The organism is Dyella sp., from assembly GCF_035486915.1.
Lineage (GTDB): Bacteria > Pseudomonadota > Gammaproteobacteria > Xanthomonadales > Rhodanobacteraceae > Dyella_B.
This window is the reverse complement of record NZ_DATHMR010000185.1, coordinates 1-5,549: the sequence shown is the minus strand read 5'-3', so window position 1 is coordinate 5,549 and position 5,549 is coordinate 1. Positions and strand designations below refer to the sequence as shown.

Genomic DNA, 5,549 nt, shown 5'->3' with positions numbered 1-5,549 from the left:
GATCACTTGCGTCTTGCCGGACGGCGAAACATCTGCGTGCACCTCCTCGATACCCAACGCACGCGCTACCTTGTTTGCCGTGGTGGCGTTGTCGCCCGTCAGCATCACGATACGCAAGCCCTGTGCCTTGAGATCAGCAATAGCCGACGGCGTATCCGATTTGATGCGATCGCTCACCGCAAACAAGCCAGCGAGCTTGCCATCCAGCGCAAGCATCATCACGGTGGAACCTTGCTCGCGCAAAGCATCGGCTTTGGCGAGTGTTTCCGCATCCAGCGCGATACCCTGCTCGTTCATCATGCGTGCGTTGCCGAACACCACGTCGTTGTGCATCACTCGGCCATACACACCACCACCGGCAAGCATGTGAAAAACCGTGGCACGAACAAGATGCGCGCGCTCCGCCTTCGCCGCATCCAGGATGGCTTTCGCCAAAGGATGCTCGCTTGATTGCTCCAGGCTTGCTGCGAGCGTCAGGAGGTTTTCTCGACTGTTTTGTCCGAGCGCGGCGATAGACGTCAACACTGGCTTGCCTTCGGTCAAGGTGCCGGTTTTATCGACGACGAGCGTATCGACATCGCGCAGCGTCTCGATCGCGGCCGCATCCTTGAACAGCAAGCCTTGCTGAGCACCTCGTCCGCTCGCCACCATGATTGAAATAGGTGTCGCCAACCCTAGCGCACATGGACACGCCACGATCAGGACCGATACCGCGGCAATCAATGCGTTGGCAAAACGCGGCTCTGGCCCGAACCATGCCCAGCAGCCGAAAGCGAGCAACGCCACCGCAATGACGACCGGTACAAACCACGCTGCCACACGATCGGCTAGACGCTGTAAGGGTGCTTTGCTGCGTTGTGCCTGGGCGACCTGCGCGACGATTTGCGAAAGCACCGTCGACGCACCTACGTTCTTAGCACGCATCGTCAGTGCGCCATCGCGATTCACGGTGCCGCCGGTCAATGCATCGCCTGCTTTTTTCTCTACCGGCATCGGCTCGCCCGTCAGCATGGATTCGTCCACCTGACTCGTGCCACTCAGCACGACGCCATCGACAGGCACTTTTTCGCCAGGGCGAATACGCAGCACATCACCAACTAGCACGTCGCCGATGGGAACGTCGCTTTCCTCCGTTTCGCCCGACAAACGCCGCGCCGTTTTCGGTGTGAGACCGAGCAATGCCTTCAGCGCCTCGCCGGTGCGCCGCCGTGCTCGCCACTCGAGGAAATCGCCAAGCGTTACCAGTGTGACGATGACTGCCGCGGATTCAAAGTACACGGCGACATGTCCGTGCATGTCACGAAAGCCCGCCGGAAATATCTGCGGAAACAGAAACGCCAGCGTACTGTATGCCCACGCGACGCCCGTGCCGATGGCAATCAGCGTGTACATGTTCGGTTGCCACGGTTTGAGAGAGCGCCAACCGCGCGCGAAAAACGAAGCGCCACCCCACAGCACGACGATGCTTGCAAGCACGGCTTCTGTCCAGCCGGTAATACCCATCCATGCGGCGGGCCATGACAGCCGCGTCATATGCGGCAGCATCGCGATGACGAATACCGGAAGCGTCAGACCCATCAATGTCCACAAGCGACGCTTCATCGTCTGGAGCTCACTCGCATCGTGGTCTTCCAGACTTGGCATCATCGGTTCCAGCGCCATGCCACATAGCGGGCAATCGCCGGGACCGTCCTGCTGTACTTCCGGATGCATAGGGCATGTATAGACCGCACCGGACGCAGCAACCGCGGGTTCGCGATGCTCCTGCAAGTACTTATCCGGGTCGGCGATAAATTTCTGCCGGCAACTTGCCGCGCAGAAATAATGTGCGTGACCGTTGTGCTCAGCGCGATGCAACGCCATGGCTGGATCTACCGTCATGCCACAGACGGGATCTTTCGCCAGCTCCTTCGCTTCATGCCGATGGGCGGCTCCTTGTCCCGGAAGCACATGCAAGGTCTTTGGATGCGTGGCAAAGGCGACAGGTTTTGCCTGCGCATAGCGCGCGGGTTCGGCATCGAACTTTGCCTTGCAGCCAACGCAGCAAAAATAGAATGCCTTGCCATCGTACTCGCTGCGATGTTTTGCCGTTGCAGTGTCGACACTCATGCCGCAAATCGGATCGCGAGCCGCGTGATCGGCCGCATGACAGCACGCGCCATGGTCGCTCATGCCTGGGGCTCCTCATCGCTCAATGCACGCAGGATCGGACATTGCTCCGGATCGCCGCGGCCCGGACAAGCTTCGATCAATTGCTCCAGGCCCTTGCGAATGCGCATGAGTTCGGCAATGCGCGCATCGATGCCCGCCAACCGTTGCTCGGCGCGTTGCCGCACCGCTTTCACGCCACGATGGCGATCGGCAGACAGCGCGAGCAGATCGCGAATTTCGTCCAGCGTGAAACCCAGGTCCTTGGCGCGGCGGATAAAGCGCAGCCGGCTGATCGCCGACTCGTTGTAACTGCGGTAACCCGATGCGCGCCGCAGCGGTTCGGGCAACAAGCCTTCGCGCTCGTAATAGCGGATAGTGTCGATGGGAACGCCGGCGCGCTTGGCGACGGTACCGATAGTCAGGGACGGCGTGGGAGTGGTCATGCGGAAAGTCTAGACCCTTGATCAAGGTCTAGAGTCAAGCGCTTTGCAAAAGAAATACTTGGAAAGTTGACGACACCCCATTCATTTTCCAGCCAGCTTTCGCGCCGCGATCTCACTAACCTTTCGCCACCGTCAAGCTGGCTCAAGCGATGCAGACCGAAACCCCCGAACAGCACACCCGTGCATCGCTGCCTGTCGCTCCATCGATGGACCCCACCCTTGCCGCGGCCCACATGCCCCGGCAATTTCGGCCGCTGGATAGCCGCGTCCTGTGGATCAGCTTCGTCGCAATGCTCTTGGGCGGCGCGGTTGCGGTCGTTGCAAAGGTACTCACGAGGTTGATCGGGCTGGTGACGAACATCGCCTTTTACGGCCGCTGGAGCTTCGACTTCGTCAGTCCGGCGGCCAATCACCTTGGCCGACTCGCCATTCTGGTACCGGTGATTGGCGGACTGATCGTAGGCGCGATGGCGCGTTGGGGTTCGCGCGCGATTCGTGGTCACGGTATCCCTGAAGCGATGGAACAGGTGTTGCTCAATGAGAGCCGCATTCCGCCACGCATCACATGGCTCAAACCCGTTTCATCGGCGATCGCGATCGGTACGGGCGGCCCCTTCGGCGCAGAAGGTCCGATCATTGCGACGGGCGGCGCGCTCGGTTCGCTTATCGCGCAGCTGATGCATGTCACGGCGGATGAGCGCAAAACGCTGTTGGCATCGGGTGCCGCCGCAGGCATGGCCGCCGTGTTTTCGGCACCGATTGCAGCAGTATTGCTGTCCATTGAATTGCTGTTGTTCGAACGCCGTGCGCGTTCGTTGATTCCTGTGGCGCTGGCCACGACGGTCGGCACCGGCGTTCGCTATCTGCTGGAAGGCAATCAGCCGATGTTTCCGATGCCGGACATGGCCACGCCATCGCTTCCCGCCCTCGCCGTCTACGTGATACTTGGTCTGATCGTAGGTGTGGTGAGTGTCGGCGTCACGCGCCTCACCTATGCCATCGAAGATGGCTTCGAAAAATTGCCCATTCACTGGATGTGGTGGCCGGCACTGGGTGGCTTTGTCGTCGGCATCGTCGGTTACTTCATGCCGCTGACGCTGGGCGTGGGATACACCAACATCGCCGCCGTGCTCGCCGGACAGATGACCCTTGGCGTGATGCTCGCACTGTGCCTGCTGAAACTGCTTTCCTGGTCGGTCGCGCTCGGAAGCGGAACATCCGGCGGTACCCTGGCGCCGCTCTTTACCATTGGCGGCGCATTGGGTGGCGTGCTGGGTATTTGGCTCGCTGCTGCCGTACCGAGTCTGCACATCGATCCGCGGATGTCGGCGCTGGTATGCATGGCCGCCATCTTCGCAGGCGCATCGCGCGCGTTTCTTACATCGGTTGTGTTTGCGTTCGAAACCACCCAGCAGCCACACGGATTACTGCCGCTGCTGGGCGCCTGCGCAGCGGCCTATCTGATTTCCGGCCTGCTCATGCGCAATACGATCATGACGGAAAAGATCGTGCGTCGCGGCGTGCGCGTTCCTTCCGATTACGCTGCCGACTATCTGGATCAGATTTATGTGCGCGATGCGTGCAGTCGTGAGGTTGTGAGCTTACGGGCAAGCCAGACTTTTGCAGAAATTCGCGCGTGGCTGACTTCCGACGCCACGGCTACCAAGCACCAGGGTTTCCCGGTTGTAGACGACAACGGACAACTCCTGGGCGTGGTCACGCGCCGCCAGTTGTATGACGCCACCTTAAGCGATGAAACGAAAGTAGGTTCGCTGATACAACGCCCACCTCTGGTGGTGCGCGAAGATCACACGCTGCGTGAAGCCGCCGATCACATGGTTGAGGCGGGTGTCGGCCGCCTGGTGGTGGTCAGCCGGGAGACGCCGCATCGCATGCTGGGCATCGTGACGCGCGGCGATCTGTTGGCCGCGCACGCCAGAAGGCTGCGCGAGGCGCGGGAATTGTCCAGGCACCTAGGGAAAAAGTCGCCCTCTGCCTGAGCGAACTGGGTCAACGCAACGGTGACGCGCTCGCTTAAACCAGCGCGTCATCTGCGGCGACAAAGCCGCCGGTCTGCCGCTGCCACAGCCGTGCATACAAACCGCCGTGTGCAATCAGCTCCGCGTGCGTTCCGCTCTCCACCACCTGCCCCTTGTCCATCACGACAAGACGGTCCATCCGTGCAATGGTAGAAAGACGGTGCGCAATCGCAATGACTGTCTTGCCCTGCATCAGCAGTTCCAGACTTTCCTGAATGGCCGCTTCGACTTCGGAGTCCAGCGCCGACGTCGCTTCATCGAGCACAAGAATCGGCGCATCTTTCAGCAATACGCGCGCAATGGCGATGCGCTGCCGCTGTCCGCCAGACAACTTCACGCCACGTTCGCCCACGTGCGCATCCAGACCGCGGCGCTCTTCGCCATCGATCAGGTTGGGAATGAATTCATCCGCGCGCGCCTTGCGAACCGCTTCGAGCAATTGCGCTTCGCTCGCATCGGGGCGGCCGTACAGCAAGTTGTCGCGCACGGAACGATGCAGCAGTGAGGTGTCCTGCGTCACCACGCCGATCTGCGAGCGCAAGCTTTCCTGCGTCACGTGCGAGATATCCGTGCCATCGATGCGGATATGACCGCCTTCCAGGTCATACAAACGCAGCAGCACATTCACCAGCGTGGACTTGCCCGCGCCGGATGGCCCAATCAGACCGATCTTCTCGCCCGGCCGTACATGCATGTTCAAACCGGAAATGATGCCGCCCTGTTTACCGTAATGGAAATGGATGTCTTCGAAACGTACCTCGCCAGCGACCACTTCGAGTGGCATGGCACCGTCACGATCCTGCACGGCGCGCGGCTGAGAGATCGTCGTGATGCCGTCTTGCACGGTGCCGACATTTTCGAAAATGCCGTTGACCACCCACATGATCCAGCCCGACATGTTGTTGATGCGAATGAC

General features: G+C 60.5%; 4 protein-coding genes. 1 reads left to right on the top strand and 3 read right to left on the bottom strand.

What is annotated here, in order from left to right:
• Positions 1-2,172: heavy metal translocating P-type ATPase (locus VK725_RS15140; protein ID WP_325318887.1), on the bottom strand; the 2,172-nt coding region annotated here is incomplete at its 3' end.
• Entirely contained in the window at positions 2,169-2,594 is a 426-nt protein-coding gene (locus VK725_RS15135; RefSeq protein ID WP_325318886.1) for a heavy metal-responsive transcriptional regulator, read from the bottom strand. The genes VK725_RS15135 and VK725_RS15140, both read right to left, overlap by 4 nt.
• A 233-nt stretch (positions 2,595-2,827) precedes the next feature.
• On the opposite strand from VK725_RS15135, the gene VK725_RS15130 reads away from it, so the two are divergent.
• Positions 2,828-4,594 (top strand): chloride channel protein, encoded by a 1,767-nt coding sequence (locus VK725_RS15130; RefSeq protein ID WP_325318888.1) that lies wholly within the window; start codon positions 2,828-2,830, stop codon positions 4,592-4,594.
• Positions 4,595-4,628: 34 nt separating this feature from the next.
• Here the strand turns inward: VK725_RS15130 and VK725_RS15125 are convergent.
• Positions 4,629-5,549, bottom strand: a 921-nt coding sequence (locus VK725_RS15125) for an ABC transporter ATP-binding protein (RefSeq protein ID WP_325318885.1), incomplete at its 5' end; no start/stop codon positions are given.

Bases quoted from the DNA above. Each gene is read 5' to 3' on its own strand.
- VK725_RS15135 (WP_325318886.1), bottom strand. From the start codon at position 2,594: ATGACCACTCCCACGCCGTCCCTGACTATCGGTACCGTCGCCAAGCGC.
- VK725_RS15130 (WP_325318888.1), top strand. From the start codon at position 2,828: ATGCCCCGGCAATTTCGGCCGCTGGATAGCCGCGTCCTGTGGATCAGC.